The organism is Parabacteroides merdae ATCC 43184 (assembly GCF_025151215.1).
GTDB classification, from domain to species: domain Bacteria; phylum Bacteroidota; class Bacteroidia; order Bacteroidales; family Tannerellaceae; genus Parabacteroides; species Parabacteroides merdae.
Genome location: NZ_CP102286.1, coordinates 591,076 through 617,170 on the forward strand (window position 1 = coordinate 591,076; position 26,095 = coordinate 617,170).

General features: G+C 46.0%; 22 protein-coding genes. 10 read left to right on the plus strand and 12 right to left on the minus strand.

Going from position 1 to position 26,095, the window contains the following annotated elements:
* Positions 1 to 48: 48 nt before the first annotated feature.
* The 4 genes from nadD to NQ542_RS02375 are packed head-to-tail and all read right to left on the minus strand — an operon-like array spanning position 49 to position 2,266.
* Positions 49 to 660, minus strand: a complete 612-nt coding sequence (gene nadD, locus NQ542_RS02360; RefSeq protein ID WP_005640188.1) for a nicotinate (nicotinamide) nucleotide adenylyltransferase — start codon at positions 658 to 660, stop codon at positions 49 to 51.
* A complete protein-coding gene (locus NQ542_RS02365; RefSeq protein WP_005640190.1) occupies positions 645 to 818 on the minus strand; it encodes a hypothetical protein in 174 nt (57 codons plus the stop codon). Before NQ542_RS02365 ends, nadD begins: the two co-directional genes overlap by 16 nt.
* Positions 815 to 1,384, minus strand: a complete 570-nt coding sequence (gene gmk / locus NQ542_RS02370) for a guanylate kinase (RefSeq protein ID WP_005640193.1) — start codon at positions 1,382 to 1,384, stop codon at positions 815 to 817. The genes NQ542_RS02365 and gmk overlap by 4 nt, the downstream gene beginning before the upstream one ends.
* A gap of 9 nt (positions 1,385 to 1,393) precedes the next feature.
* A complete protein-coding gene (locus NQ542_RS02375; protein ID WP_005640194.1) occupies positions 1,394 to 2,266 on the minus strand; it encodes a YicC/YloC family endoribonuclease in 873 nt (290 codons plus the stop codon).
* Positions 2,267 to 2,489: 223 nt separating this feature from the next.
* Between NQ542_RS02375 and tsaB the strand changes: the two genes are divergently transcribed.
* From tsaB to NQ542_RS02395, 4 genes are all read left to right on the plus strand, one after another.
* Positions 2,490 to 3,209, plus strand: a complete 720-nt coding sequence (gene tsaB, locus NQ542_RS02380) for a tRNA (adenosine(37)-N6)-threonylcarbamoyltransferase complex dimerization subunit type 1 TsaB (RefSeq protein WP_005650330.1) — start codon at positions 2,490 to 2,492, stop codon at positions 3,207 to 3,209.
* 602 nt (positions 3,210 to 3,811) lie between these two features.
* Positions 3,812 to 4,198: an HU family DNA-binding protein gene (locus NQ542_RS02385; protein WP_005640203.1), complete on the plus strand. Its 387-nt coding sequence runs from the start codon at positions 3,812 to 3,814 to the stop codon at positions 4,196 to 4,198.
* Positions 4,198 to 6,288 carry a BT4734/BF3469 family protein gene (locus NQ542_RS02390; RefSeq protein WP_005640205.1) on the plus strand — a complete coding sequence of 697 codons (2,091 nt, stop codon included), beginning with the start codon at positions 4,198 to 4,200 and terminating at the stop codon, positions 6,286 to 6,288. The genes NQ542_RS02385 and NQ542_RS02390 overlap by 1 nt, the downstream gene beginning before the upstream one ends.
* Before the next feature lie 280 nt (positions 6,289 to 6,568).
* Positions 6,569 to 6,715, plus strand: a complete 147-nt coding sequence (locus NQ542_RS02395; protein WP_005640207.1) for a hypothetical protein — start codon at positions 6,569 to 6,571, stop codon at positions 6,713 to 6,715.
* 192 nt (positions 6,716 to 6,907) lie between these two features.
* Here NQ542_RS02395 and NQ542_RS02400 read toward each other — a convergent pair whose 3' ends face one another.
* The 6 genes from NQ542_RS02400 to NQ542_RS02425 all read right to left on the minus strand — a co-directional run bounded on the left by NQ542_RS02400 (position 6,908) and on the right by NQ542_RS02425 (position 14,095).
* Positions 6,908 to 8,104 carry a sodium ion-translocating decarboxylase subunit beta gene (locus NQ542_RS02400; protein WP_005640209.1) on the minus strand — a complete coding sequence of 399 codons (1,197 nt, stop codon included), beginning with the start codon at positions 8,102 to 8,104 and terminating at the stop codon, positions 6,908 to 6,910.
* Between the two features lie 4 nt (positions 8,105 to 8,108).
* Entirely contained in the window at positions 8,109 to 8,540 is a 432-nt protein-coding gene (locus NQ542_RS02405; protein WP_005640211.1) for a biotin/lipoyl-containing protein, read from the minus strand.
* Between the two features lie 22 nt (positions 8,541 to 8,562).
* A complete protein-coding gene (locus tag NQ542_RS02410) occupies positions 8,563 to 9,450 on the minus strand; it encodes an OadG family transporter subunit (RefSeq protein ID WP_005642237.1) in 888 nt (295 codons plus the stop codon).
* Positions 9,451 to 9,471: 21 nt separating this feature from the next.
* Positions 9,472 to 11,025, minus strand: a complete 1,554-nt coding sequence (locus NQ542_RS02415; RefSeq protein WP_005640215.1) for an acyl-CoA carboxylase subunit beta — start codon at positions 11,023 to 11,025, stop codon at positions 9,472 to 9,474.
* A 112-nt stretch (positions 11,026 to 11,137) separates the two neighbouring features.
* Entirely contained in the window at positions 11,138 to 11,545 is a 408-nt protein-coding gene (gene mce / locus NQ542_RS02420) for a methylmalonyl-CoA epimerase (RefSeq protein ID WP_005640217.1), read from the minus strand.
* A gap of 144 nt (positions 11,546 to 11,689) precedes the next feature.
* Positions 11,690 to 14,095: a TonB-dependent receptor gene (locus tag NQ542_RS02425; protein ID WP_005640219.1), complete on the minus strand. Its 2,406-nt coding sequence runs from the start codon at positions 14,093 to 14,095 to the stop codon at positions 11,690 to 11,692.
* Between the two features lie 108 nt (positions 14,096 to 14,203).
* Here NQ542_RS02425 and metA point away from each other — a divergent pair, with 108 nt between their 5' ends.
* Both metA and NQ542_RS02435 read left to right on the plus strand, forming a co-directional pair.
* Positions 14,204 to 15,136: a homoserine O-acetyltransferase MetA gene (metA, locus tag NQ542_RS02430; protein ID WP_005640220.1), complete on the plus strand. Its 933-nt coding sequence runs from the start codon at positions 14,204 to 14,206 to the stop codon at positions 15,134 to 15,136.
* Positions 15,137 to 15,158: 22 nt separating this feature from the next.
* Complete coding sequence (locus NQ542_RS02435; protein ID WP_005640223.1) at positions 15,159 to 16,988, plus strand: peptidase U32 family protein; 1,830 nt, start codon at positions 15,159 to 15,161, stop codon at positions 16,986 to 16,988.
* A gap of 239 nt (positions 16,989 to 17,227) precedes the next feature.
* Here the strand turns inward: NQ542_RS02435 and NQ542_RS02440 are convergent, their stop codons facing one another.
* On the minus strand, positions 17,228 to 17,695 hold the full coding sequence (locus tag NQ542_RS02440) for a WbuC family cupin fold metalloprotein (protein WP_005640226.1): 468 nt from the start codon (positions 17,693 to 17,695) through the stop codon (positions 17,228 to 17,230).
* A 96-nt stretch (positions 17,696 to 17,791) separates the two neighbouring features.
* Here NQ542_RS02440 and NQ542_RS02445 point away from each other — a divergent pair, with 96 nt between their 5' ends.
* The 3 genes from NQ542_RS02445 (at position 17,792) to NQ542_RS02455 (ending at position 21,972) form a co-directional block, all read left to right on the plus strand.
* Positions 17,792 to 20,524 carry a substrate-binding domain-containing protein gene (locus NQ542_RS02445; RefSeq protein ID WP_005640228.1) on the plus strand — a complete coding sequence of 911 codons (2,733 nt, stop codon included), beginning with the start codon at positions 17,792 to 17,794 and terminating at the stop codon, positions 20,522 to 20,524.
* A 185-nt stretch (positions 20,525 to 20,709) separates the two neighbouring features.
* On the plus strand, positions 20,710 to 21,579 hold the full coding sequence (locus NQ542_RS02450; RefSeq protein ID WP_005640229.1) for a carbohydrate kinase family protein: 870 nt from the start codon (positions 20,710 to 20,712) through the stop codon (positions 21,577 to 21,579).
* Between the two features lie 216 nt (positions 21,580 to 21,795).
* Positions 21,796 to 21,972, plus strand: coding sequence for a hypothetical protein (locus NQ542_RS02455; RefSeq protein ID WP_005640230.1), 177 nt, complete (start codon positions 21,796 to 21,798; stop codon positions 21,970 to 21,972).
* Between the two features lie 67 nt (positions 21,973 to 22,039).
* On the opposite strand, the gene NQ542_RS02460 is transcribed toward NQ542_RS02455, so the two are convergent.
* Positions 22,040 to 24,217 (minus strand): tetratricopeptide repeat protein, encoded by a 2,178-nt coding sequence (locus tag NQ542_RS02460; protein WP_005640231.1) that lies wholly within the window; start codon positions 24,215 to 24,217, stop codon positions 22,040 to 22,042.
* Between the two features lie 85 nt (positions 24,218 to 24,302).
* Between NQ542_RS02460 and lepA the strand changes: the two genes are divergently transcribed.
* Positions 24,303 to 26,090, plus strand: a complete 1,788-nt coding sequence (gene lepA / locus NQ542_RS02465; RefSeq protein ID WP_005640232.1) for a translation elongation factor 4 — start codon at positions 24,303 to 24,305, stop codon at positions 26,088 to 26,090.
* Positions 26,091 to 26,095: the final 5 nt, after the last annotated feature.

Genomic DNA, 26,095 nt, shown 5'->3' on the forward strand with positions numbered 1-26,095 from the left:
TTTCTTACTTATTGCCTAAAAACGTATGCGACTTTACGCTTTATGTTCTTAAAAGGTATTGTTTTGTAATGGAAAAGGCAGATTACGTATGGCTTCGGGCAGGAAGAAGCGGACATCTTTTCCGGTCTTGAAAGCTTCGCGTATAAAGGTTGAGGATATTTCGACCAAAGGGGCGTCTACTTTTTTTATGTGAGGATATTGTGCCGGAATTTCAACATCGAATCCTTTGCGCGGATAGATGAAGATCGGATAATTGGAAATGATGGCTTCGTATTCTACCCACCGGGTAATATATTTCCAATTGTCCGCACCCATGATGAAATAGAATTCACGGTCCGGATAACTTGCTTCCAATGTCCGGAGTGTGTTGATGGTATAAGTGGGTTGAGGAAGAGAAAACTCGAAGTCACTGGCGTGGAACTTAGGGTAACCAGCGATGGATTTTTTTACCAGTTCATAGCGAAGCCGGTCATCCATCAGTTCTTCCTTCTCTTTTAGCGGGTTATGGGGGGTGATCAGAAACCATAGCTCGTCCAACTCCGTAAATTCACACAACCAGTTGGCTAATGCCAGATGGCCGATATGAACCGGATTGAATGAACCGGAATAAATGCCGGTTTTACGTTTGCTGACCGTATTTTCTTTCAGTCCCGTTTCCACTTGATGATATTTATGACTTGTGCACCGAATACCAATCCGGTACCGGTCGCTATGATATACTCCTTATAATATAGGGCGGCTGTACAAGTGGCAAGAGCGACAAATGCTATACCAATGAATGTATATAGCCATTTCTTGGATAACTTCTTGCCGTTCATGCTTTTTTAAGGAACTCTTTTATCACTTTTAGTGCTTCTTTTTGTGCGACTTCCAGCTTGTCGTTCACCACGATTACGTCAAATTTGTCGGCAAAACCCAGTTCAAATTCGGCTTTGGCAATGCGGCTTTCGATTACTTCCGGAGCATCCGTACCGCGTCCTTCCAGACGACTCCGCAAATCTTCGATCGAAGGGGGCTGGATAAAGACCGAAAGAGCACGGTCGCCATAAAACTTCTTGATGTTGCAACCTCCTACGACATCGACATCGAATATGACGTTATCGCCACTCATCAGCCTTCGTTCCACCTCGCTTTTCAGCGTGCCGTAATATTTGTCGGTATAGACCTCTTCGTATTCCAGGAAATCTCCTGCTGCTATACGGGCACGGAATTCATCCGGTGTAAGGAAATAATATTCCACTCCGTCCTTTTCCGTACCACGTGGGGCCCGGCTGGTAGCCGAGATGGAAAAATGCAGGTTCAGATTCTGCTTCAGCAGGAAATTGATGATAGTGGATTTGCCCGAACCGGACGGCGCGGAGAATATGATCAGTTTGCCAGCCATATATCGTTTTTATAATACGTTTAATACTTGTTCTTTGATTTGTTCCAGTTCGTCTTTCATCTGGACGACAAGTTTTTGCATCTCGGCATGGTTGCTTTTCGAACCAAGGGTGTTGATTTCACGTCCCATTTCTTGGGCGATGAAACCGAGTTTCTTACCTTGTCCGTGTCCGCTCTCCATCGTGCTGATGTAATATTTCAGGTGGTTGTCCAGGCGGTTCTTTTCCTCGTTTACATCCAGTTTTTCGATATAATAGATCATCTCCTGTTCGAACCGGTTCTTGTCGTAGTCCTGTCCGGCAATCTTTTCGAGATTGTCCATGATACGGGCTTTGATTTTTTCGATCCGCTCCTTTTCATACTGTTCTACTTCTGAAAGCAGGCGGGAGATATTGGCAATTTTCTGTTCGAACAACTTTTGTAACATGGCGCCTTCCTGAATACGGAAATCGCAAAGGTGCCCTATGGCCTCTTTGATCGCTTTCTCAACCACATTCCATTCCTCTTCGTTTACTTCCTGGGCCTCTGTCTTGATCACGTCCGGCATACGGAGCAGGGTCTGGAACCAGTCGGCGGGAAGTCCGATGTTCAGGCGGTCGGCAATATCTTTGATTTGATTGTAATAGTTTTCTACCGCAGCCAAGTTGATCTGTGTGGGCGTGTCTTTACCGATATATTCGACAAATATATTAAATTCGACTTTTCCACGTTCAAGCGACTGGAGTAACAAACTGCGTATTTGCATTTCTTTTTCTTTGTAGATGGAAGGAATGCGGGTCGACAAATCCAGTTGCTTGCTGTTCAGAGCTTTTATTTCTACGGTTACTTTTTTAGAAGGAAGTTCGGCTGTAACCTTACCGAATCCAGTCATTGATTGTATCATTGTTCTAAAAATTTGTGCAAAGATAGCTAATCAATTGATAATTGACAATTGACGATTGACAATATAATTGAGAAAAAGCCGAAACCATCCGTGCTAGCCTTAATAAAATCGGTTTTGATCATGAGATTACAGTTATGTTTTATACTTTTGCATCCATTATCAACCGATTGGCTTTTGACACATATTTTAATTGTCAATTGTCAATTGTCAATTGTCAATTAAAATGTCTTGTATATTAAATATCGAAACATCGACTTCTGTATGCTCTGTAGCGTTGTCTATGGATGGTGAAGTCCTTTTTGCGAAGGCTTCGTTCGACGGCCCTTCGCATGCAGCCCTATTAGGCGTATTTGTTGAAGAAGCTCTTTCCGTATTGAAAAAGAAGGGGAAGAAAGCCTTGGATGCCGTAGCGGTCAGTAGCGGTCCTGGTTCTTATACCGGACTCCGTATCGGAGTGTCTGTCGCTAAAGGTCTTTGCTTTGGTTTCGGTATTCCTCTGATCGGCATTCATACGTTGGACATCATGGCTGCTACTGTCAACAGTAAGGGCGATTCGCAAATCGTCTCTATTACTGATGATTGCCTTTATTGTGCTATGTTGGATGCCCGGCGTATGGAGGTTTATGCCGCTATCTATGATGCTTCCTTAAAGCCTGTCCGCGAGACGAAGGCCGATATTGTGGAAGCCGGTACGTATGCTTCTTATCTGGAAAAAGGGAAAGTTTGTTTCTTTGGCAACGGTGCTTCCAAATGCAAATCGGTCATCACTTCTCCGAACGCCATCTTTATCGAAGACATCCATCCTCTTGCCGTAAACATGATTCCGCTCTCGGAACAAGCTTTTGCCGCCGGCAAGTTTGAAGACACCGCCTATTTCGAACCGTTCTACCTGAAAGAGTTTCAGGCGACGGTTGCAAAAAATAAGGTGCTTTTAGCTCGATGATGTAGTTGTGTGCTATGTCGGAATGGCACGTTTGTCGAAATTTTTATGTAAGTCCGGTCAATCGGAAAAGAACTTAGATATGCAAAATCGTCCTGTTTCTTGTGTTTGATAGCTGTAATGTCAAACATGGAAACGGGACGATGTGTTATTTAGGGTTGCCATCCATGTAAGTCTTCCTCCTGCAAGCAATATAAATAAGTTGCTGTAAACATCCACCTATTATATACATAGGATTTTTTTTAAATCTAACTATCATACTATCATATTTTCTTATAAATGTCTGTATATTAGTTTATAAAAATATGATAGTATCTATTTTCAACTATCATTTCATACTATCATACTATCATGTCGTATATCACATGATTCTGTCTTCGTGCTGGGGAAAAATAAGTGTAGATATAATTGAATAAAGTGCTGTAAATATTTGCATTATAGATGTTTTATTTGTATATTTGTAATAAGAAAAGAAGCCCGTCATCCGGGTGTCGGAAGGGGTGAGACCCGGGGGTTGATACCGTTCAGATGGGGGTGTAAAAAGTGTTAAAATGGGCGTCTTGAGAAGAATATCTGGTTGTTTAATATTAAAAATACTGTTATTTATGGCACATTACTATGTAGTCCGGCAAAAACTGGACAAGACGGGAGCGGAAGATAAAGTACGCTATTATGGTGTTCCGGTTACGTGCGGGCGGGTTTCAACGAAAAAGCTGGCTGATTTGGTTGCCGATCGTTGCTCGTTGAGCCGAGGTGATGTGTTCGCTTCGGTTTGCGAGATCGGAGGGATGATTCTTGAATTGTTGAAAGACGGCTATTCCGTGGAGTTGGACGGGTTGGGTGATTTTTATCTTTCGGCAGGGAGCGAAGGCTTCGAAGATCCGAAAAAATGTACTCCCCATCGGGTGAAGGCGCGTCGTGTCTGTTTCAGGATGGCTCCCTGTGTGAGAAAGAGCATGAAATTTGTCAAATTCGAAAGAAATCCTTGGTAATGCAAATCACATATTACAGGCATAAAAAAGGCGTGTTGCGGATGCACTCGCGTGATATGGAATATATTGTCGGGTTGCTGAAAAACGGCAAAGATGCGGAAGCTATATTGTCGGTTCGTCGAAAATTGAATATGGCGTTTTTGGCACGAACCACGGATTTGTCCGGAAAACTACCGGTCCTGGCTTTTGGCTCGACGTTCAAGAAGAATGGCGATGGAATACAGTTGAGGCGCTATAACGGGTATGTCTTGTTGGAAGTGAACGGCTTGGAAAGCCAGAGTGAGGCGGAGGCCGTCCGCCGTGAAGCTGCCGCCCTGCCGCAGACCTTGCTGGCGTTCGTCGGGCTGAGCGGGCGTTCGGTCAAGATCGTGGTTCCTTTTGTGCTGCCCGACGGCTCGCTGCCGAAAAAAGAGGAGCAGGCCCGTATGTTTCATGCTGCGGCTTATCAGCTGGCGGTGCGGCATTACCAGCCGCAGTTGGGCAGCATTATATCGTTGAAAGAACCGTTCCTGTCGCGGGGGTGCCGGATGAGTGTGGATCCGGACGCCTATTACAATCCGGATGCGGTGGCGATCCGGATCGAGCAACCTTTGCAGATGCCGGACGGGGGTGACTTGAAGATCGTGCCTTCTCCGGTTCGGGATCCGTTGGAGATGATGGCTCCGGGAGCGGATCGGAACGGGCAGATCGCCACGCTGTTCAGTGTCATCCTGATGGAGATGACGCGCCGGTTTTCAGAAAGCCCGGAAGATGATATCCAACTGCTGTTCATCGACTTGGCGCAAGCTTGCTGCCGGCTTGGAATACCGGAGGAAGAGGCGGTGGGCTGGACATTGCGCTATGAGGCTTTGAAAAAATATAAGATAGACGTCCGTATGGCTTTCCGTACGGCATATACGTTGGAGAATGTTTCAAACCGTGCGGAGCCGCTCTCTTCCGTCCCGCCATCCATGTCGTTGGTGTTGCGGTTGGACGAGTTTATGAACCGGCGTTATTTCTTCCGGACGAATGAGATGAGCGGTGGAGTGGAATATTTGGACCGTTCGATGATACAGTTCGTTTACAAGCCTTATACGACGAAAGTCCGGAATTCCATTTGCCTGGAAGCCCAGCAGGAAGGGTTGAATGTATGGGACAAGGATATCGACCGGTATGTCAATTCCGATCGTGTTCCGATATATCATCCTATCGACCATTTTCTTGGGAATCTTCCGGCTTGGGACGGAAAAGAACGCATCAGGGCATTAGCCGGGCGTGTCCCTTGTGACAATCCGGTATGGGGAGATTTGTTTTACCGCTGGTTCCTAAGCATGGTGGCACATTGGATGGAACTGGATTCGGAACACGGGAATAGTACGACACCTCTGTTGGTCGGTGGCCAAGGGTGTGGGAAGTCCACGTTTTGCTTGAATTTGTTGCCACCAGTGTTGCGTCCTTATTATACGGACAGTATCGATTTCGGCAATCGCCGTGGGGCGGAGTTGGCTTTGCACCGGTATGCGTTGATTAATATCGATGAATTTGATTCAGTGAAAAGTTCTCATCAAAGTTTTTTGAAGCATATCCTGCAAAAAGCGGTTGTGAACACTCGTTTGCCTTATCAGAGTGCGAGCCGTAACTTGCGTCGCTATGCCACGTTTATCGCGACCAGCAACAATTATGATTTGCTGACGGATCCGACCGGTAGCCGCCGTTTCATTTGCGTGGAGGTGAAGGGGCGGATCGATTATGCCCAGCCGATCGATTATGATCAGTTGTATGCGGAAGCGAAAGAATTGTTGAGGCGTGGAGAACGTTTTTGGTTTACTCCGGAGGAAGAGGCGCTGATCACTGAAAACAACAGGGATTTCCAGCAGCAGCCGGCTGAAGAGCAACTGTTCCTGCGTTATTTCAAGATCGCGGAGGATATTGAAGAGGCAAAGCCGCTTCTGGCGTCCGAGATACTGGATATGATCGCGGAGAAACAACCCGGTTTTAACATTACAAAAACGATGATCTTTAATTTCGGCAAGCTTTTGAAGCGGAATAGCGTGCCGAATAAGCGGACGATGAGGGGGACTTGTTATTATGTGGAAGAAGTAGATGGTTGATATATAATTGATTGACTAATTTTATGTATGATGGTATGATAGTAGCCATGACAGTTGTTTTGCGAACTGTCATGGCTGTTTTGTGTTGATATATAGTGGGTTATTGCCAATTATGATGGTATGATAGTTGGATCGTCTATTTCCAACTATGTTTGTAAGTGAAGAAAAAACATTCTTTCTAAAATATTTACTCAGTTAAATAAAGAACAAAAGTAAGGAACGGTTAAACCAAAAAAGGGGGTGTCTTGTTTAATTTTCAAATCAATATTGAAGAATAGACATGAGACGAAAGAATACGAATGTACTGCTGGTCTTTGGTGTGGTGATCGCGATTATCCTGTTAATGATTTGGTTGTTTTTGGGGACAACATTGGAACAGGAGGCAAATCCAGAGACAGATCCGATGACCGTCGAACAAAATATCTGATAAGGTCGGATATAAAAAGGGAGGCTGTGTCGTAAATAGTTTTTTATGATACAGCCATTAATATACTTCTGATGAATCGTTGTGCGCATATACAAACTTACCCAAGAATACGTTAAAGTCCGTAAACTTGGGTAAGTTTTTATATTTGGAGATGACTTGGAGTTCAGCTCCTTTTTATGTAGAATAAGTGAATTATCCTAAGAATCCCAACAGGATACCGGCTGCTACGGCAGAACCGATTACACCTGCTACGTTCGGACCCATGGCGTGCATCAACAGGTAGTTGGTCGGATCATATTCCAGACCTACGTTCTGAGAGATACGGGCAGAGTCGGGCACGGCAGACACACCGGAGTTACCGATAAGCGGATTGATCTTATTGCCTTCTTTCAAGAACAGGTTGAAGAACTTCACGAACAGGATACCTGCACATGTTGCGATCACGAATGACAACGCTCCCAAACCGAAGATCTTGATGGAGTTCAATGTCAGGAACTGAGTTGCTTGAGTAGAAGCACCTACCGTAATACCTAACAGGATCGTGATCGTATCAATCAGCGGACCACGGGCTGTTTCAGCCAAACGACGTGTTACACCACTTTCTTTCAACAAATTTCCGAAGAACAGCATACCCAACAGAGGCAGACCGGAAGGAACAAGGAAGCAAGTCAGCAACAGGCCTACGATCGGGAATACGATCTTTTCCGTGGAAGAAACGGCTCTCGGCGGTTTCATACGGATCAGACGTTCTTTCTGAGTCGTCAGCAGGCGCATGAACGGAGGCTGGATAATAGGAACCAGCGCCATATAAGAGTATGCTGATACTGCAATAGCACCCATCAAGTTCGGAGCTAACTTGGAAGAAAGGAAGATTGCTGTCGGGCCGTCGGCACCACCGATGATACCGATTGCACCGGCCTGGTTCGGTTCAAATCCCATTTGAAGAGCGATGATATATGCTCCGAAAATACCGAACTGAGCCGCTGCACCGATCAACATCAGTTTAGGATTGGAGATCAATGCGGAGAAATCGGTCATGGCCCCGATACCGAGGAAGATCAACGGCGGATACCATCCGGAGGTTACACCCTGGTAGAGGATGTTCAGCACAGAACCTTGTTCGTAAATACCCACCTGCAATCCTGCATCTTTGAACGGAATGTTACCGATCAGGATACCGAATCCGATAGGGATAAGGAGCATAGGCTCGAATTCATATTTAATAGCCAGGAAGATGAACAACAGACCGACAAGGATCATGATAAGGTGACCCGGTGTCGCGTTGTAGACTCCTGTATAAGTGAGGAACAACTCCAAGTTTTCTCCCAAGAACTGGAGAAAGCTTTCATGAGCCGTACCTGCTGCCTGTAATAATACTGATCCTAACATAATATTATCCTATTACGACGAGGTCAGCACCTTCCAGTACGGAATCCCCTTTGTTTACTTTTATTTCAATGATTTTGCCGTCACGGTCGGCGTTGATGTTGTTTTCCATCTTCATGGCTTCGAGGACAAGTAGATTCTGGCCTCTCTTGACAGTATCACCGACTTTACAGTTAACCTGCAGGATTACACCTGGCAGCGGAGATTTGACAGCGCCCTTGGTGGTTGAGGCTGCCGGACGGGAAATAACCGGTTCGCCACTTGCCGTTGTAGGAGCTTGAGCCGGGCGTTTCAGTGTAACCATCTGTTTTTTTGCCGGTTTCTCCATTTTTACCTGATAGGGAGTACCGTTTACTTCTACTTCAGCGATGTCATCCACTACCGAGCTGATATGTACTTTATATACGTTACCGTTAATAGTATATTTAAAACTTTTCATTCTTGTTTGTTTTTAGAGATAATTACTTTTTGGGAACTTCACGCAGACCGTAAATCTTGGAACTCCACGGAGAATAAGATCTTTGAACCTTGCGGATCGTCAGAACCGTATGTTCGATGTCGTGGTTGTCGTCGCTCATTTCGTATAGAGCCGCACCGATAGCCGCAAAGATTTCCCCGGATTCCTGACCTGCATTGTCTGCAATAACAGCCGCTCCGGCCGCTTTCTGTGCATTGCGTTTGCTGGCCGCGATCGAGAGCTTTCCGATTTGTTTAAAGATGATGAACAACAGGAATAATCCGGAGAACACAACTGCCATGGCAGTCAGGGTCATACCGATACCCCAAGAATCATTTTCTTTAAAGTTTTCGATTTTCTCGTTAGAATCCAATGTTACGTTATTGGTGCTGGGTGTAACTTTTGTCAGAGCTGTCCATTCACCTTGTCCGTCTAAAGTTCTACCATAGCTGACATCTGCTTTTTGTGAAGCAGGGATAACGATCTCATCGATCAGAGTTTTACCGTCTGCATCGTATAACGCAATGTAATTTTCTTTTGATGGGTCGAGCGTGAAATTGACATGGAATGTTCCCCGATCCGGTTCTCCGTCTGCCCAGAACAAAGTGTGCTGGCGAGGAGGAATTACTGTTAGAACGTCGCCCTTCGGAATCGGATACTTTTTCGGGTTGCTCTTGTCATTAGTCAAGTAGCAACCGGCGATATTGACCGAACCGGCCGAATTGTTGAACAATTCGATCCAGGCATGGCGTTTGCCGTAATCATCAACAAAGTTATCTTCGTTGATGACCAGCACTTCATTTATTCGCATGGAGGTTGCACGCTGTGCTTTTGCTCCGAATGAAACGAGCAACGCGAACAGCAGCAATACCCCTATTTTCTTATTAATCATATTCATTTCCTGTTTTAAGAATTATAGAGGCAGATTGTCATGTTTCTTGGCAGGATTGCTTAACTTCTTGGTCTGCAATTGTTGTAAAGCACGAATAATACGGAAACGAGTGTTACGAGGTTCGATAACATCGTCAATATAGCCATATTGAGCTGCATTGTATGGGTTTGCAAATGCTTTTTTGTATTCGGCTTCTTTTTCTGCAGCGCAAGCTTTCGGATCTTCCGAGGCAGCCACTTCTTTTGCAAAGATCACTTCTACAGCGCCGCTTGGGCCCATAACTGCGATTTCGGCTGTCGGCCATGCGTAGTTCATATCGCCACGCAGATGTTTGGAGCTCATCACACAATAGGCTCCACCGTAAGATTTACGCAATGTTACAGTTACTTTAGGCACTGTGGCTTCGCCGTAAGCGTAAAGCAATTTGGCTCCGTGCAGGATAACGCCGTTGTATTCCTGGCCTGTACCCGGTAAGAATCCCGGTACGTCAACCAATGTAACCAAAGGAATGTTGAAAGCATCACAGAAACGGACGAAACGACCTGCCTTGCGGGAGGCGTTGCTGTCCAGACAGCCTGCCATTACTTTCGGCTGGTTGGCTACGATACCGACAGTCTGGCCGTTAAAACGGGCGAAACCGACGATAATGTTCTTGGCATAGTCGGCATGTACTTCCAGAAATTCGCCGTTATCGATGATGGTTCCGATAACTTCATACATATCGTAAGCCTGGTTAGGATTGTCAGGGATGATGTCGTTCAGGTTGTCATCCAGACGGTCGATCGGGTCTTTACATTCGATCAGAGGAGTTTCTTCCAGGTTGTTCTGCGGCAGGAAGCTGATCAATTTGCGGATCAACTGTAAACCGTCTTCTTCCGTATCGACTGCGAAGTGGGCCACACCGGATTTGGTCGTATGTACGCTTGCGCCACCTAATTGTTCCTGTGTAACGTCTTCGCCTGTAACTGTTTTTACAACTTTCGGACCAGTCAGGAACATGTAACTTGTTCCGCGGGTCATGATATTGAAGTCTGTCAGGGCAGGAGAGTAAACCGCACCGCCGGCACATGGACCGAAGATACCGGAAATCTGAGGAATAACCCCGGAAGCCAAGATATTACGTTGGAAGATTTCTGCATAACCGGCCAAGGCGTTGACACCTTCCTGGATACGTGCGCCACCCGAGTCGTTCAGACCGATAACGGGAGCACCCATCTTCATGGCCTGATCCATTACTTTACAGATCTTCATGGCCAATGCTTCGGATAAAGCACCGCCGAACACGGTGAAATCCTGAGCATAAATATATACCAGACGTCCGTCGATCGTTCCGTAACCTGTTACGATACCGTCGCCCAAATACTTAGTTTTTTCAATACCGAAGTTTGTACAACGATGTTGTACGAACATATCGAATTCTTCAAAACTTCCCTCATCCAGCAACATGGCAATACGTTCGCGTGCGGTGTATTTACCTTTTTTGTGCTGAGATTCGATTCTTTTTTCTCCACCACCTAAACGAGCTGTTTCGCGAAGGGCGATAAGCTCCTTTACTTTTTCAAGTTGGTTACTCATTGTACTATAGATTTGTTGTTAGAAATGAACTTATTTAATTGGCAATTAACGATTGAGAATTGACAATTGAATAGCATCAAATAATTGTCAATTCTCAATTGTCAATTGTTTCTTATTTTCCCGGCATGCAAAGTTCGGTCAGAACGCTGCATGTCGATTTCGGGTGAAGGAATGCAATGTTCAAGCCTTCTGCACCTCCACGAGGAGCTTTGTCGATCAGCTTGATACCTTTTGATTCGGCTTCGTCCAATGCTGCCTGTACGTCGGGAACAGCAAATGCAATGTGGTGGATACCTTCACCTTTCTTTTCGATAAATTTAGCGATTGTACTGTCTTCACTTGTCGGCTCCAGCAACTCGATCTTAGTCTGGCCTACTTTAAAGAATGCAGTTTTTACTTTCTGGTCTGCTACTTCTTCGATGTTGTAGCATTTTAGTCCTAAAACTTCTTCATAATACGGCAGGCAAGCTTCGATGCTCTTTACTGCGATACCCAAATGTTCGATATGTGTAAGTTCCATGTCAATAATAATTTAGTAATTTAATATTGCTTTTTGTTCTATGTTGGCAAAGGTACACTCTTTTTATTAATAGAGAAATAATTCGTTAATATTTATCAGCATGATCCGGATATGTTTAAAAAGCATATTTTTGAAATCATGTGGTTAAAAATCAACGATAAGTCGAATATTCAATTGTCTTCCGGTCAGGTAATTAGGGATTGCGTACTGGTGGTTGTCTATATTGGTAATCCAATAATAGGAACTAGTGTTCTTTATGTCGAACAAGTTGAAAATATCCAATCCGAGCCAAATGTTCTTGAGATTGCGGAAGAATCCGCGATCCATGATTGCATCCGTTCCCCCGGCAAGCTGGTAGGAGAAACCGAGGTCCACGCGTTTGTAGGTCGGAGTACGGAAATAGCCGTCCTCGTAGCCTGTACGTGGGGCTGTGACGGGAAGGCCGCCGGACAGTACGCCTTTCAGATTCAGTTTGACACGTTTGTATCCGGGGAAATAATCCTGAAAAAAGAGCGAGACATTATAACCTTGGCTGTTAGGCATCGGTACATATTCGCTCCCTCGGATGCTTTGCTCCGCTTTCATTAGGGAGAAGCTGATCCAGGAGTCCGTACCCGGAACAAATTCGCCGAAGAATTTGACATCGAGCCCCATCGCATGGCCTTGCGCACAGTTCTCGCCGTAGTATCGGATTTTGACATTATCCACCGTATAGGGGTTCAGGTTATCCAATTTTTTATAATACATATCGGCACTGACTTTGAAATTTCTGCCGGATGCCCGGAATGTATAATCGCCTCCTGCAATGACATGGATGGAACGCTGTGATTTCAGGTTTTTGTTCAGTTGTATGATACTGTTGCCGTGTTCGTCCTGCACAGTTGTACGTAATTCCTTATAGAACGGAGACTGATAATACAGACCGGAAGCCAGCCGAAATGTCAGGTTCTGGTCGAAGTTCGGAATGAAACCTATTGAAGCACGCGGGCTGAATATAAATTCCCTGTTATAACTCCAATAGCTGCCGCGTACACCACCAACCAGCGTGAACAGTCCTTGTTTGGTACGAAACTTGAATACATCCTGCAAATAGCCGGAAATACGTGTGCTTTCCAGTTTGTTATCCGAGAACAGGTTTGCGATCACGTTGACATTCCCGCCCCCTTGCGGTAACGAGTATCCGGCGGAGTCGCGTTTTTCCCATTCGCTGATCTTGTCGTTGATTTTCTCCAACTGGACGGTAGCACCCCATTTCAACGTATTGTTTTTTATGCGAGCGACACCATAATGCCCGACATTCATGATATTGGAGTGCAGACGGTTGCGAGCGTGCTCGTTATAGCGTGCGATGGATAATTTCTGTATTTCTCCGCCTCCTTCTTCGGCTGCATCTCCCAGCCAGTAATCACCGGCAATATCATATCCTTCCTCTTCCTTACTGGTAAAGGCGGATGCTTGCAAGCCGAGTTCCGTATTGTCGTTCAGGTTATGCTTTAAAGTGAGTGCTCCGAATAACGTTTCGAACTTATCCCGTTCCTGGCCACTCATGAATACTTTAAATTTTTTGGCATTTGTTGCCGTTCCAAAAGAAGTCTCTCGGGTGTGGGGAATGAACTTATAATTGTTTATGGCTAAGTTTCCGAGAAAGTTGATCTCCCATTTGGGAGCAAGCTGGTATGTCATATAAGTCTGCAAATCAATGAAATTAGGATCATATTCGGCATCCGTATCGGTTGTTTTCAAAAGAGATCGTCCTGTTTTGTAACGGAAACCGGTCACCTGTGTGAACTTGCCGGAAGAACTGCCCACATAAGCATTGGCTCCCAGCAGGCTGGCGGAAGCCGAACCTTCGAATCCTTTCGGTTTTTTGTAGGTGATGTCCAGCACGGAACTCATCTTGTCCCCATAACGGGCTTCGAATCCTCCGGCGGAGAAATTGACGGCTTCCGTCATGTCCGGGTTGATAAAACTCAACCCTTCCTGTTGTCCGGAACGGATGAGCAGCGGACGGAACACTTCCAGTCCGTTCACATATACGATATTTTCGTCATAACTGCCGCCGCGTACGGAGTATTGCGAACTTAATTCGTTATTGGAAGTAACGCCTGCAAATGTAACGACCAGACTTTCAATGCTTCCTCCGGCAGGGTCGGGGAGTAGTTTGACGCGGTCGGCATTCAGGGTTTCAAGGGTGGTTGTCTGCTTTCGGATGGCGGTAGCTACGACTTCTCCCAGTTCGAGTGATGTATAGTTCATCTGCACGTTGAGACGCATATCTTTGGTTACCTGAGGTAGGATCCTTTCGGCCTTGTTGTAGCCCAGGCATGAATAGATAAGCGTCACCGAGTCACCGGTTGCGACCGAAAGCGAGTAGTGGCCTTTTTCATTACTCATCGTCCCGTTTAATGTGTTCTTGACCCGGATATTGACCAAGTCCAGCGGATTACCGTCCGCGTCGCGGATATAACCGCTGATTTTGGCACGTCCCTGCCCGAAAGCACTTATCGAAAATAATATAAATAGTAGTGTAGCTATTGCACGAATCTTCATATTCCATCTAATTATTAAATCTACAAACGCGGGAAACAACGATTTATTTTCAACGAAAGGCAATTTCTCACTATCTTTGTGCCTTGTATAAATAATTAAGGAAAGAAGATGCCTTTAAACCTACAGAAGAACTTGCCAGCTGTTGAGCTGTTGAAGAAAGAGCACATCTTTGTGATGGACTCGTTGCGTGCGTCTGAGCAGGACATTCGTCCGCTACGTGTAGTTGTGCTGAACTTGATGCCACTGAAGATCACGACGGAGACGGACCTTGTTCGCCTCCTGAGCAATACCCCCTTGCAAGTGGAGCTCGACTTTATGAAGATAAAAGGCCATACTCCCAAGAACACGCCGATCGAGCATATGAAGGAATTCTATAAAGACTTTGACGAGATGCAGGATGATTTTTACGACGGCATGATTATCACAGGTGCTCCGGTAGAGCAGATGCCTTTCGAGGAAGTGAACTATTGGGAGGAAGTGACCGAGATATTCGATTGGGCGCGTACGCATGTGACTTCTACCTTATATATATGCTGGGCGGCGCAAGCCGGGTTGTACCATTTTTATGGTGTCCCCAAATATGATCTGCCAGCCAAGATGTTCGGCGTGTTCCGCCATACGTTGCGCGAGCCCTATGTGCCGATCTTCCGAGGCTTCGACGACGAGTTCTATGTGCCGCACAGCCGGCATACGGAGATACGCCGCGAGGATGTGATGAAAGTTCCCGATTTGACGCTCTTGTCCGAAAGCGAAGAGTCTGGTGTCTATATGGCGATGGCGCGCGGAGGACGCGAGTTTTTTATCACTGGGCATTCCGAATACTCGCCTTACACGCTGAATGACGAGTATATGCGCGACGTGAACAAGGGATTGCCTATTGCCGTTCCCCGTAACTATTACCGTAATAACAATCCGGCCCTCGGTCCGGTGGTCCGCTGGCGTGGTCATGCCAATCTTCTGTTCACCAACTGGCTGAACTATTATGTCTATCAGGAAACCCCGTTCCGTATCGAGGATATCAGCAAGTTGGGTGATTTGTAATCAAGAAATAAGAAATAATAGCATGCAAACAAAATCCCGTCCTATAGAACTTCTCTCTCCGGCTAAAGACCTCAATTGCGGGATTGAAGCGATTAATCACGGTGCCGATGCCGTCTATATCGGTGCGCCCAAGTTCGGTGCGCGTTCTGCTGCCGGCAACTCTTTGGATGATATACGTGAGCTTTGCGAGTATGCGCATCTGTATGGCGCCCGCATCTATGTTACGCTTAACACGATATTGAAAGAAGATGAGTTGGAAGAAGCCGAACGGATGATCTGGGATCTCTGGCGTGTCGGGACGGATGCCCTGATCATTCAGGATATGGGGATTACCCGGCTGAACCTGCCTCCTATTCCGCTTCACGCCAGCACGCAGACGGACAACCGCACACCGGAAAAGGTCCGTTTCCTCGAAGCCGCAGGCTTTACACAGGTGGTTCTGGCACGTGAATTGTCGCTGAACGAGATTCGCCGGACATCGGAAGCGACTACCGTTCCGCTGGAAGTATTTGTGCACGGCGCCCTCTGCGTCAGCTATAGCGGGCAATGTTATCTGAGCGCCGCTTTGAGTGGACGTAGTGCCAATCGCGGAGAATGCGCCCAATATTGCCGCCTGCCCTATACGATGGTCGATGCGACAGGGACGGAGATCGTCAGCAACAAACATCTGCTTTCGCTCAAGGACATGAACCGTTCGGATCAGCTGGAAGCCCTGTTGGATGCAGGTGTTTCTTCCCTCAAGATCGAAGGGCGGTTGAAAGATGCCGGCTATGTCAAGAATATCACGGCTTATTATCGGAAGAAGTTAGATGCAGTCCTGTCCCGCCGTCCGGAATATCGTCGTGCTTCTGCTGGTCGAAGCACTTATACGTTCGAGCCGGTAGCTGAAAAGAGTTTTAACCGTGGGTTCACTACGTTCCTTTTGGAGGGGCGGACGGCGGATATTACCGCTTTCAATACACCTAAGTCGTTGGGCGAACCTGTCGGGATGGTCAAAGAGATCAAAGGCAATTCTTTTACTGTGGCCGGCTTGAAGCAATTGAACAATGGAGACGGGCTTGTTTTCTTTAATAGGAAAGGCGAGTTGGAGGGTTTCCGCGTCAACCGGGTGGAGGCAAACCGGGTGTTTCCGCTGGATATGCCGCAGCTTACCCCCAAGACTCCGCTTTACCGCAATTTCGACCAGGCATTTGATAAACTGCTCGCCAAGCCTTCAGCCGAACGCAAGCTGTCCGTGGAGATCGAGTTCTTGGACAATCCCTTCGGTTTTACGCTTTGTATGGAGGATGAGACGGGAGCACGGATCATGCTGACCGAGCCGTTTGCGAAAGAGCTGGCGCGTCGTGAACAGCAGGATAATATACGGACACAGCTATCCAAGTTGGGGAATACGCCTTTCGAGGCATCGAAGGTGGTGGTCGGTTTGTCTGAAAACTGGTTCGTTCCCTCTTCTCTGCTTGCCGATATGCGCCGTAGAGGAGTGGAGAAGTTGCTGGAAGCACGCCGTGCCCGCTATCCTCGTGAGACAGTGAAACGTGTGCAGCCGTCCGTGTCGATACCTTTCCCCGAACGCCAACTTACTTATTTGGGGAATGTTGCCAACGGGAAAGCCCGTTCGTTCTACCAGGATCACGGGGTGGAACAGATTGACCCGGCATTTGAACTGTCTCCCCGGAAAGATGTTCCGTTGATGTTTACCAAACACTGCCTGCGCTACAGCATGGGGTGGTGTCCTACTTATCAGAAAGACAAGTCTCCCTACAAGGAACCGTATTATCTGCTTTATAAAGATACGCGCCTCCGGTTGCAGTTCGACTGCAAGCATTGTCAGATGTTGGTATTTGAAAGTTGAAAATTATGAGAACGCTATTGTCAGAACGGATAAGAATGACTGTCCGGTGAAAGAAGCCATGATCCGTTTGACAAAAGTATTCCAGCAATAAAGGAGCCGATAGGTATGTGATAACAGTTTCATAAGGATGGAACGACAGTTTCATGGGGATGAAAAAGAAGTTTCATCCCTATGAAAATAAAGTTTCCCTTGCATGAAACTAAAGTTTTCTTTAAGGGGAACGGGAAGGTAGTGCAAGGTTATATTGCCTTTCCTAATAACTCCATATATTTTGCCACCCCTTTCGTGTCTTCTGGAGCCGGACTCCAGGGAGCGAAATTTTCCGGAGCGAGCGGAGCGAACGGCCCTTCCTTGATTTCATATATGACAGAGCCGGATTCTAGAACTAACAGCCCGTGCCATGTTCCCGCCTTTATTTCGGCGCCGTAAACACCTTCTTTCGGATCGAGTATCTGTGTTTGGGTGATTTCCCCTTTGTTGTCAAAGAGGAATACAGCAATGCGACCGCGCAGCAGGAGGAATATTTCATCTTTTTTAGGGTTCAGATGGCGGTGTGGGCGGAGGTAGGTTCCCGGTTCCAGGGCATTGAGCAAACGGTTGACGGGATCGTCCAAATGCTCATGAAAGTTGTAGTTCATGCGTAGCCGAGGCGACTGTTTGGCACGCCCGGTCGTTTCATTCAATAAAGCTTCGTTTATGATCTTCATGCGAATAATTGATTACTGGAGGACGAATGTACAAAATAAATATTGGCTGGTATGCCATTTCTCCGTACATTTGCAGAAACCTGTAAATAAAACAGAATGAAACCTGCTCTAACTTATTACGCTCTGCTGGTCTTACTTCTGGCATCCTGCTTTTCCTGCAAAACAGATTCGGAGAAGAAAAAGTTTGTTATCGGCGTCTCGCAGTGTACGCTTGAAGGTTCTTGGCGTAAATCGATGTTGCTGGATATGAAGGTGCAGGCCTCCGAATATCCGGGCGTCTCCCTGTTAGTCGAGGATGCAGCGGACAGTAGTTTGTTGCAGGTGGAGCAGATACGCAGCCTGATAAAACGTAAGGTCGATCTATTGATTATCTCCGCCAATGAATCGGAACCTGTCACTCCTATTGCGATTGAGGCCTACCGTGCCGGCATTCCGACTATCCTGGTAGACCGGAAGATCAGTTCGGACGAATATACGACTTATATCGGTGGTAACAATTACGAGATCGGTCGCCAGGCCGGCTTTTTCGTGAACCGACAGGTGAAAGAGAAATATCCTACCGTATTGGAAGTATGGGGCTTGTCCGGTTCTTCTCCGGCGCAGGATCGCCATCGCGGTTTTATGGAGGTTTTGAACTCCCGCATCAAGGTGAAGGAAATATTCGGGAAATGGAAGCCGGAAACGGTGGAGAAGGAGATAGCGGAAATGGATTCGCTGGAGGAGGTGGATGTTGTGTTTGCCCATAATGATGTGATGGCAATGGCTGCCCGCAGGGCAATCGAAAGGATGCATCCCGGATTGGCGGACAGGATTTGTTTTGTGGGGATCGATGCCGTTTCGGGACGGGGATCGGGGCTGGAAGCCGTCATGCACGGAGAGTTGGCCGCTTCGGTCTTGTATCCGACGGGTGGGAGCCTTGCTATCCGTGTAGCCATGCAGATATTGAACGGAGAAGATGTGTCCCGGCAATATTTGCTCTCTTCTGCCTTGATCGATAAGAACAATGCCGGAACGCTGTTTATCCAGTCCGAACAGGTGGTCGACTATCAGCACCAGATCGAGTTGCAACGGGAGAATTTGGAGAGTATGCTTTCCAAATACACGTTCCTCCAAAACTCCGTCGGCATTATCCTTTTGCTGATGGGGATGTTGCTTTTGTCCGCCTTGTACGTGGTCCATGTGAACCGGGCGGTGAAGCGGAAGAACCGCGAGCTGAAACGTACGAACTTGCAGGTGCAACAGCAAAAAGAAGAATTGGCTGAGGCAAACCGTTATATTGAGAAGTCGACGGCTCAGAAACTGCAATTCTTTACCAATATCACACACGAGATCAAGACGCCGTTGACGTTGATCCTCGGTCCGCTCGGCAAGCTGTCGAAAGAGGCTCCGGAAGGTTCTTCATTGGCAGACGATATCCGTATCATTCGGAAAAATGCGGAAAGGTTGAAGAGAGTCGTGGACCAGTTACTTGATTTTCGAAAGGTAGAGAGCAATAAGATGAATATGCGGGTCGGAGAGGTAGATTTAGTTGCTTTTGTGGCAGAAGTGAAATCTTATTTCGATACGATGGCTGCCACCAAACAGATACATTTCACGTTTGAGCATGACTGCCCTTCTGTTAATATATGGGTAGACAGAGATAAGATGGAGAAGATTCTGGCCAATCTTTTGTCCAATGCATTCAAGTTCACGCTGGACGGAGGTACGGTCACGATCCATCTGAAAGATAAAGGAGATCAGGTCGAGCTTTCTGTCGAAGATAATGGCAAAGGTATTCCGTCGGAAAATATTGCTTCCGTCTTTGACCGTTTCTTTACCGGTGACCAGAACTATGTGACGGGAACGGGGATCGGTCTGCACTTGACGCGTGAGTTCGTCCACATGCACAAAGGCACGATCCGGGTGGAGAGTGTTCCGCATAAGAGTACTGTCTTTACGGTCATCCTCTTGAAAGGTAAATCTCATTTTGACGAATCTTGTACATTCGATCTTTCCGTAACCGAGCTTTCCAGTGGTGTCGCCGACTTGAACACGGATGAATTGCAGGAGGTTTTGAACCGTACCTACAATTATACTGTTCTGGTCGTAGAAGATGATCTTGATATACAGAGTTACTTGCAGGCGGAATTAAAACAGAACTTCCGTGTGTTGGTTGCCGATAACGGCGTGAAGGCTTTGGAGGTGCTGATGAGCGAAGAGGTTTCGATGGTTATCAGCGATGTGATGATGCCGGAAATGAACGGTTTCGATCTTTGTCGTAAGATCAAGTCGGATATTGTCCTGAGTCATCTTCCGGTTATGCTGTTGACTGCTTTGTCCGACGACAAGCAACAGATGTACGGGGCTGCCAGTGGTGCGGACGCGTATATCCAGAAACCTTTTAACATAGAAGTCGTGAAACTGCGTATCATCAAGCTGCTGGAGGATCGTGTCCGGTTGCGTGAGGCTTATGCTCGCGATGCTTCTTCGCCTGCTGTTTCCGTGAAGGAGGAAAAAGCGGGAAGCATGGACGATCTTTTTATGAATCGTTTCTTGAAACTGATCGAAGAGTCCTATGCCGATCCGGATTTCAGTATTGAGAAAGGTAGTGAAAAATTGGGCTTGTCGCGTGTGCATCTTTACCGGAAGGTGAAGGAGCTTGCCGGAGTGACACCGACCGATTTCCTGCGTAACTATCGTTTGAAGAAAGCTGCTGCTCTACTCCGACGGAAAGCCGGGAATGTGAATGAGGTGGCTTATGCGACGGGCTTCGGTTCGCCTGCTTATTTCTCGAAATGTTTTAAAGCCGTTTACAATATTACTCCGACGGAGTATCTGGAAAAGGAATAATATTCTTCTCTTTAATAACGCTCGTTACATTTGTGTAACATTTGTGCATGTAACTCGAAAATAAGAGTATAATGTAACAAGTGTTATCAATCTTGTAGCATTAGTTATCGTCGCATCTGCTACCTGTCTCTATCTTTGCATCGTAGATAATAAATTATCCTTGTCAAATAAACTATAATGAAACAATGCAAAGCAACAATAAGAAACCGGTCGTAGTAGGCATAGGAGAACTCCTGTGGGACATGTTGCCAACAGGAAAGAAAGCAGGTGGTGCTCCTATCAATTTTGTCTACCATGCGTCGCGGTTGGGAGCGGAAGGATATGCTATCAGCGCCGTGGGAGACGATGGGCTGGGGCGCGAAATCCTCGAAGAACTGGATAATAATTCGATCCGGTATCTGATCGAGAAAGTCCCTTATCCGACCGGAACGGTACAGGTTACTCTGCAGGATGGTGTCCCTGACTATATTATTAATGAACGTGTAGCTTGGGATCATCTTTCTCCGACGTCAAATGCGATTGATTTGGCCGAACGGGCGGATGCCATTTGCTTCGGTACGTTAGGACAGCGTTCCGCACAGTCGAGAGAGACGATACAGGCGATTCTTTCTTTTGCCCCGGACGATGCTTATCGTTGTTTTGACATCAATTTGCGTCAGCATTATTATACGAAAGAGTTGATCGAAGAGTCGCTTTATCTAGCAAATATGTTGAAGGTGAATGACGGGGAGTTGGTCGTCCTGCGGGATATGTTTCATTTGGAAGGAACGGACAAGGAGGTGGCTCATTGGTTTATAGAACACTATAATCTCCGCTTGGTGGTTCTGACGGCCGGAGGAGCTTATAGTACGATATATACCGCTAATGAAGAATCGACTTTGCAAAACCCGGAAGTGCAGGTGGCGGATACGGTTGGAGCAGGTGATGCTTTCTCCGGAGCATTGGTCATTTCGTTGCTGAAAGGGGCTTCGCTAAGGGAAGCGCATGAATTTGCCGTCCGCACAGCTGCTTATGTCTGTACGAAAGAGGGGGCATGGCCGGCATACGAGGAATAGGAAACAAGGGAAATATATATATGATTTGATAGGTTTAGTTTTTAGGTTAGAAAGATTGTTTAGTAGTTAGTAAACCTTAACGTATAGTAGAGCAAAAAGAAAAAGATGGTTGATGTTTAGGTTTTTAGGTTTTTTTGTTTTGGTTGATTGAATGGCTCGGAACTTCCGGGCCATTTTTATTGTTGAATAGCTATAGAAACATAAATAGTGAATGATATGAACAAAGATTTTGCCAAGATTCCGGAGAATGCCGAATCGAAAGCTGTGGATAGGGAAAAGGAAGAATACCCCGTACAACAAGTAGCTGTTACTTATCCGATAGGTGAGAAAGAAGTGAAGGATGCTGTCAAAGAACTCAATCCCGATACGGATAGCCTTGGAAGCAGAGGATAAAGGGATTTTAAAATGGAGAATTGAAAATTACATCTGTAGCTAATTTTTAATTCTCCATTTTAAATTTTTAAATAGCTCCTTCTATTTTATATCTTAACTGATCCAGCATCAGGGCGACTTCGGCTTCTTCTATACCGGCGATCAACAGGTCTGCTACATCTTGGCTGAACTGTTCTTGGAACTTAAGGATGTTGCCGTTTTCCATTTGCACCGCCTGCTGGTAAAAGGAGAGAGCGCCCTTGATATTCTGCAGTGCCCATTCGGTATGTCCGGCATTCAGCAGATCTTGTGCGTGGGGTTGGTTATCCAGTATCTTTTTGTAGTAATTCCGTGCTTGGTCATATTTCCCTGTCAGGAAAGAACACCATGCAATAGGTCGCCATGCCTTATGGCTTTTGTTATCCAGGTAATCGACTTTGAAGAAGCATTTCAACGCTTCGTTATAATCCTTTAGTTCGAGATGGCAATGGCCAATGCTGATTTGAACTGATAAATTATCCGGATTTAAAGCTTCGTACCGGCGGTAATATTTCAAAGCCTCTTCCGGTTGTTTAAGTGAACGGTAGCAACCGGCGATTCGTCGGATTACCCATTTGCTTTCGGAATTCAACAAGTCTGCGTGTAGGTAGGCTTCCAGGGCGCCCTTCAAGTCTCCTTCCATTTGCTTGCAATAGCCGATTTTCTGGAAAAGAATGTCGCTATCTTGATCCGTTTTTGCCAATTGGTTGAATATGGTCAGTGCATCGCTAAAATAGTTTTTACGGAGATAATATTCAGCGATGTTTGTAAGGCTTTCTTTATCAGAAATATAAGGGCGAAGGATGGCAAGATTGTGGAAGTCGAGCGGCATCGTGAAGATATCCGTAAAATCCAAATGGCCCGGATATAGTTTGAAGAAACGATACAGGTCTTGTATGTACTGTCCGATGATCGTATCCTGTTTTCCACGTTTGCTGATCAATTCTTCTTTATTCTGCTGGATCATTTCTGTGGCCTGGCTGTCGAATTGGTTCATCATCATCTTTCGGGCTTCTTTCGGTAATTGCATCATGCTGAAATAAAGCGAATATTTATCCGAATTGCACATAAAAGCAGCGAATGTCATAGAGTCGAGCATCTGCTTTTCAGCTTCGTTGTCCGGAGTGAACTGATCATCGAAATAAGAATGCTCGATTGTGAATGGAAGTAGCCAGTTGCTTAATTCATGGAAAAACGGGAAATTTTTCAAATGAACGAAGGTCGAGTGCATGACGTCGGCCCCTTCCTGTTGAAGCTCCCCGAATTCTACCATTTTCTTTCCGAGGGTACTGTCAGAAAAGAAGCTTTCCCATTCTGGGTTCATTTCATTTCCTGTCAAATCTTCAGGGGTGAGTTCGTTGAGATTGATCTTTTTGCTGAGCTTTGGACTCAATTTTAACATTTCCGGGATGATCTCATCCTGTAGTTTGCGGGTGATCTTCTCTGTCTCGCGGGCTAAGATGAAGCGTAGGATGATTGTGCGGATCGTTTTGATGAACCCCGGAGTTTCGGCCAAAGCCGCTAGCCTGTCAGCTATCTGCGGATATAACTGCGTCCGTTTTCTATATGTGTATAAAGTGATCAGGATTGAAATTAATGCTCTGACTTTGACCTCTTCGTTCGGATGGCTGGCTGCGTCGAACAATAAAAGTATCTTTTCTCTGTCGAACGCCTCTTGCAATCCTAACATCAAGGCGGAAACAATCTGGCTACCGGTTGTAAAAGGTAGTGCATTGTCGTGTAGCATGCCGCGGATATCTTCAGCTTCCTCTCTTTTCAGAAAAGAAGATACCCATATCTTATTAAAGATGAGAATATTGAATGCGTCACTTTCTTTGTGCTTTCCGGCTTCATGTTCTAAGAGCAGTTGGTCATGCAGCTGTTTGTAAGTGAGAGAAGGCTGTATGTTCAGGCTTCTTCGGCGGCTGTAATAGGATAGGGGAGATTCCACAGCTACTGCTTTCTGCTTGACTGAATCGGCCAATTCATAAGTCGATGCCTGTAGATTGTTGTATATCTGTTCCTGCATCGGATCTTTTGCTCCTTCAATCCGGTAGCGCAGCATATATTTGTAGGTGTCCTGCAGTTCGTTCAGCTTGTCCTGAAAAGAATATTCGCGACTTCCTGCAATAAGAGCCTGTAAGGAATCGAAGGCATTCTTCAATTCTTTACTGTCTAATGAACCGACTATGCGGTTGTATGCTTTGTTTATTTCTTGTAGTGTCATATATTATTAATAACAAATGGTATGCCAAATGTATAACAATTTAGCCTAAATTTCCTATCTTTGCACACCTAAATAAGTTTAGCAGATGAAGAATATCCGCAATTTTTGTATTATTGCTCATATTGACCATGGTAAAAGTACTTTGGCCGACCGTTTGCTTGAGTATACCAAAACAGTAGAAGGTAAAGATTTGCAGGCGCAGGTTCTGGACGATATGGACTTGGAGCGTGAACGAGGCATTACGATCAAGAGTCATGCCATTCAGATGAAGTATAATTATAAAGGAGAAGAATATATCCTGAATCTGATCGATACTCCGGGACATGTCGACTTTTCATATGAAGTATCCCGTTCGATTGCAGCTTGTGAAGGTGCTTTGCTGATTGTTGACGCAGCTCAGGGTATTCAGGCACAGACTATTTCCAATTTGTATATGGCAATAGAAAATGATTTGGAGATTATTCCGATCATGAACAAGATAGACCTTCCGAGTGCAATGCCGGATGAGGTGGAAGACCAGATTGTCGAACTGTTGGGGTGTCCTCGGGAAGATATTCTCCGGGCCAGTGGTAAGACGGGAGAAGGGGTATATGACATTTTAAATACAATTGTCGAAAAAGTGCCGGCTCCGAAAGGTGATCCGGAAGCTCCGTTGCAGTGCTTGATTTTTGACTCTGTGTTTAATCCCTTCCGTGGCATTATTGCTTACTTCAAAGTCGTAAACGGGGTGATCCGTAAAGGAGATCATGTCAAATTTATTGCAACCGGTAAGGAGTATGATGCCGATGAGGTTGGAGTATTGAAGCTTACGATGTCTCCTCGTGATGAGATTCGTACCGGGGATGTCGGTTATATTATTTCTGGTATTAAAACTTCTCGCGAGGTCCGGGTTGGAGATACTATCACCCATGTGGCCCGTCCGGCGAAAGACGCGATAGCTGGGTTCGAAGAAGTGAAACCGATGGTCTTTGCCGGTGTTTATCCGATCGACAGCGAAGATTTTGAGAATTTGCGCGCTTCTTTGGAAAAACTCCAGTTAAACGACGCCTCTTTGACATTCCAGCCGGAAAGCTCAGCGGCATTGGGCTTTGGTTTCCGTTGTGGTTTCCTGGGGTTGTTGCATATGGAGATTGTGCAGGAACGTTTGGACCGTGAGTTCAATATGGATGTGATCACGACCGTTCCTAATGTGTCTTATAAAGTTTACGATAAGAAAGGCAACTGTACGGAGGTTCATAATCCGGGCGGCTTGCCCGATCCTACGTTGATCGACCATATTGATGAACCGTACATCCGTGCGTCTGTTATTACTAATACGACTTTTATCGGTCCGATCATGACACTTTGTCTGGGTAAACGTGGCATATTGATCAAGCAGGAATACATTTCCGGTGATCGTGTCGAGATTCATTATGATATGCCTTTAGGTGAGATCGTAATCGATTTTTATGACAAACTGAAAAGTATTTCTAAAGGGTATGCTTCTTTTGATTACCATATCCATGATTTTCGTCCGAGCAAGCTGGTTAAACTGGATATTCTTCTGAACGGGGAACCGGTGGACGCTCTTTCGACGCTGACTCATATGGACAACAGCGTTGCCTTCGGCCGGCGTATGTGTGAAAAACTGAAAGAGCTGATTCCTCGGCAACAGTTCGATATCGCTATCCAGGCGGCTATCGGAGCCAAGATCATTGCCCGCGAAACGATAAAGGCGGTTCGTAAAGATGTAACGGCTAAATGTTATGGCGGTGATATCTCCCGTAAACGTAAGTTGCTTGAAAAACAGAAAGAGGGAAAGAAACGAATGAAACAGATCGGTACAGTTGAGGTTCCACAAAAAGCGTTCTTGGCTGTATTGAAATTGGATTAAAGTTT

Excerpts from the sequence above, each read along its gene's own strand:
- NQ542_RS02405 (WP_005640211.1), bottom strand. The coding sequence starts at position 8,540 with ATGAAAAGTTTTAAATATACTATTAACGGTAACGTATATAAAGTACAT.
- lepA (WP_005640232.1), top strand. The coding sequence starts at position 24,303 with ATGAAGAATATCCGCAATTTTTGTATTATTGCTCATATTGACCATGGT.
- NQ542_RS02445 (WP_005640228.1), top strand. The coding sequence starts at position 17,792 with ATGAAACCTGCTCTAACTTATTACGCTCTGCTGGTCTTACTTCTGGCA.
- NQ542_RS02410 (WP_005642237.1), bottom strand. The coding sequence starts at position 9,450 with ATGATTAATAAGAAAATAGGGGTATTGCTGCTGTTCGCGTTGCTCGTT.
- gmk (WP_005640193.1), bottom strand. The coding sequence starts at position 1,384 with ATGGCTGGCAAACTGATCATATTCTCCGCGCCGTCCGGTTCGGGCAAA.
- NQ542_RS02395 (WP_005640207.1), top strand. The coding sequence starts at position 6,569 with ATGAGACGAAAGAATACGAATGTACTGCTGGTCTTTGGTGTGGTGATC.
- NQ542_RS02425 (WP_005640219.1), bottom strand. The coding sequence starts at position 14,095 with ATGAAGATTCGTGCAATAGCTACACTACTATTTATATTATTTTCGATA.
- NQ542_RS02385 (WP_005640203.1), top strand. The coding sequence starts at position 3,812 with ATGGCACATTACTATGTAGTCCGGCAAAAACTGGACAAGACGGGAGCG.
- mce (WP_005640217.1), bottom strand. The coding sequence starts at position 11,545 with ATGGAACTTACACATATCGAACATTTGGGTATCGCAGTAAAGAGCATC.
- NQ542_RS02400 (WP_005640209.1), bottom strand. The coding sequence starts at position 8,104 with ATGTTAGGATCAGTATTATTACAGGCAGCAGGTACGGCTCATGAAAGC.
- NQ542_RS02365 (WP_005640190.1), bottom strand. The coding sequence starts at position 818 with ATGAACGGCAAGAAGTTATCCAAGAAATGGCTATATACATTCATTGGT.
- NQ542_RS02390 (WP_005640205.1), top strand. The coding sequence starts at position 4,198 with ATGCAAATCACATATTACAGGCATAAAAAAGGCGTGTTGCGGATGCAC.
- NQ542_RS02440 (WP_005640226.1), bottom strand. The coding sequence starts at position 17,695 with ATGAAGATCATAAACGAAGCTTTATTGAATGAAACGACCGGGCGTGCC.
- NQ542_RS02455 (WP_005640230.1), top strand. The coding sequence starts at position 21,796 with ATGAACAAAGATTTTGCCAAGATTCCGGAGAATGCCGAATCGAAAGCT.
- NQ542_RS02415 (WP_005640215.1), bottom strand. The coding sequence starts at position 11,025 with ATGAGTAACCAACTTGAAAAAGTAAAGGAGCTTATCGCCCTTCGCGAA.
- NQ542_RS02450 (WP_005640229.1), top strand. The coding sequence starts at position 20,710 with ATGCAAAGCAACAATAAGAAACCGGTCGTAGTAGGCATAGGAGAACTC.
- NQ542_RS02435 (WP_005640223.1), top strand. The coding sequence starts at position 15,159 with ATGCAAACAAAATCCCGTCCTATAGAACTTCTCTCTCCGGCTAAAGAC.
- NQ542_RS02460 (WP_005640231.1), bottom strand. The coding sequence starts at position 24,217 with ATGACACTACAAGAAATAAACAAAGCATACAACCGCATAGTCGGTTCA.
- tsaB (WP_005650330.1), top strand. The coding sequence starts at position 2,490 with ATGTCTTGTATATTAAATATCGAAACATCGACTTCTGTATGCTCTGTA.
- metA (WP_005640220.1), top strand. The coding sequence starts at position 14,204 with ATGCCTTTAAACCTACAGAAGAACTTGCCAGCTGTTGAGCTGTTGAAG.
- NQ542_RS02375 (WP_005640194.1), bottom strand. The coding sequence starts at position 2,266 with ATGATACAATCAATGACTGGATTCGGTAAGGTTACAGCCGAACTTCCT.